Source organism: Sulfitobacter sp. HI0129 (assembly GCF_001635395.1).
In the GTDB taxonomy this organism is placed as follows: Bacteria; Pseudomonadota; Alphaproteobacteria; order Rhodobacterales; family Rhodobacteraceae; genus Sulfitobacter.
The window spans coordinates 1-2,301 of record NZ_LWGH01000557.1 but is presented as its reverse complement, the minus strand read 5'-3'; the positions used below and the strand labels follow the sequence as shown (position 1 = coordinate 2,301).

Genomic DNA, 2,301 nt, shown 5'->3' with positions numbered 1-2,301 from the left:
TCGAGCGCCGCGCGATGACAAGGCCCCCCGACAGCGCGATGAGGATCGTCGGCAAGAGGCTGATCCACAGGATATTGACGAAGCCCGCCCGCAGCGCCTCGATCTCCGCGCGGCTGCGTGCCACCGTAAGCAGCCCGCCATGCAGGGTATCAGTCAGCGTGAGGTAATCACCGGCATAATCGCCCGGCGCGTCGCGCAGCGTGATGATGTGATAGCCTTCGTCATCCCGTGCGATGGCCCCGTTGCCATATACCACCCCGCCCGGCGTCACATAGCTGAGGATCGAACGGTTGGGGTCGGTGGCGCGGGATTCCGCTTCGACCAGAAAGGCCACCGCCCGCGCGCTGGGTGCGGCGCGAAAGCCTGCCATGTCCTGTGCCAGATCGGCGCGGATCGCCTGTTCGAAGGATGCCTGCGTGACCGCATAGCTGGCCGCGAGGCTGAGCAGGCTGACGGTGGAAAACAGCATCACCAGAAGCAGCGCAAGCCGCAGCGGCATAGACCGCCAGAGCCGCGCCATCCGACCGCTCATCCGTCGATCCTGTAGCCCGCACCGCGCACAGTCTGGATCAGTTCGCGATCAAACGGCCGGTCGATCTTGGACCGGAGGCGACTGATATGGGTCTCTACGACATTGGTCATCGGATCGAAGCTGAGGTCCCAGACCGATTCCAGCAGCATCGTCCGCGTCTGTACGCGCCCCTTGCGCCGCAGCAAATGCTCCAGCAAGGCGAATTCCCGCGGCAGCAGATCGATCTCCTGCCCGGCGCGGGTCACTTTGCGCGCCAGCAGGTCCATTTCTAGATCCGCCACCCGCAGCACCGTCTCCTGATCCAGCGCCTGCGGCCTGCGTGCAAGTGCCGCGACACGGGCGGAAAGCTCTCCGAAGGCGAAAGGTTTCACGAGGTAGTCGTCCGCCCCCGCGTTGAGCCCGCCGATGCGGTCTTCGACGCTGCCCATGGCGGTAAGGAAAAGCGCCGGGGTCAGGTTGCCCGTTCCGCGCAGGGTTTTCAGCAATGTCAGGCCGTCGATCTCCGGCAACATCCGGTCGACCACCAGCACGTCATATGTATTGCCGGTGGCCTGTATCAGGCCCTGCCGCCCATCGGTGACCAGATCAACGACATGCCCCTCTTCGCGCAGGCCCCGCGCGATGTAATTGCCCGTGGTTGCATCATCCTCGATCACCAGCAGCTTCATGCCTGCCCTTTCCTGCGGTCCGGCTCTGCATATAGGAAAGCGCGGGCCATTCGTAACCTTACAGATTTGTATAACCGGAAGAAGGGCAATGTTAGCCCGGCAGGTCATCTGGAGCGCATCACTACAAGATGCGAGGAGCATTCAAATGACAAGAACACTTCCCCGAACACCGCGGGCGGCCGCGATGGCGCTTGCCGCGACATTGGCCGCGACCTCCGCCCTCACGACGCTGCCGTCAACGGCAATGGCCGTGCCCGCAGGCGGCTACGCCGATCTGGTAGAGGCGGTATCGCCCTCCGTCGTGTTCATCGAGGTGACCGCAAAGGCGCGCGAGACCGATTTTCAGGGCTCCCTCCCCGAAGGAATGCCCGAAGAGCTCCGCCGCCGGTTCGAACAGATGGTTCCCGGCCAGAACGGCGCGCCCATGCCCCAGCAGGGCCTCGGTTCGGGCTTCATCATCTCCGAAGATGGTCAGATCGTCACCAACCACCACGTGGTGGCGGGTGCGGAAACCGTCACCGTCAAGCTGGCTGACGGCCGCAAGCTCGATGCCAAGGTCATCGGCAGCGACCCGATGACGGATATCGCCCTGCTGAAGGTCGAGGCTGACGTCGAACTGCCGAAAGTGTCCTTCGGTACGTCCGAAACGCTGCGCGTTGGCGATGAAGTCGTCGCGGTCGGCAACCCCTTCGGCCTTGGCGGCACCGTGACATCGGGCATCGTGTCTGCAATGTCGCGCAATATCAACGCAGGCCCCTTCGATGACTTCATCCAGACCGACGCGGCCATCAACCGCGGCAATTCGGGCGGACCGCTGTTCAACAACGATGGCGAGGTCATTGGCGTCAACACGGCGATCATCTCTCCCGCCGGCGGTTCCGTGGGCATCGGCTTTGCCGTGCCGTCTGATCTGGTCCAGACCATCGTTGCCGATCTGGCGGACGACGGTGAGGTCCAGCGCGGCTGGCTGGGTGTGCAAATCCGCCCGATGACTGACGAGGTCGCGACCGTTCTCGGCTACGACGCGCCCAAGGGAGCCGTGGTGGAGATGGTGAACGAAGACAGCCCCGCAGAGGCCGCAGGCCTCAAGAAGGGGGATAT

2 protein-coding genes and 1 pseudogene are annotated in these 2,301 nt (G+C 63.8%); 1 reads left to right on the top strand and 2 read right to left on the bottom strand.

Annotated features, from left to right (window positions below; all coding sequences use genetic code 11):
- A pseudogene (locus A3764_RS15025) lies at window positions 1-532 on the bottom strand (sensor histidine kinase); the annotation flags it as partial.
- Entirely contained in the window at window positions 529-1,200 is a 672-nt protein-coding gene (locus tag A3764_RS15020) for a winged helix-turn-helix domain-containing protein (protein ID WP_067924871.1), read from the bottom strand. The gene A3764_RS15020 and the pseudogene A3764_RS15025, both read right to left, overlap by 4 nt.
- A gap of 145 nt (window positions 1,201-1,345) precedes the next feature.
- On the opposite strand from A3764_RS15020, the gene A3764_RS15015 reads away from it, so the two are divergent.
- The coding region (locus tag A3764_RS15015) for a trypsin-like peptidase domain-containing protein (RefSeq protein WP_067951725.1) at window positions 1,346-2,301 on the top strand (956 nt) is incomplete at its 3' end.

What these genes read in the sequence shown, in the direction of transcription:
- A3764_RS15020 (WP_067924871.1), bottom strand. Translation starts at nt 1,200, where the DNA reads ATGAAGCTGCTGGTGATCGAGGATGATGCAACCACGGGCAATTACATC.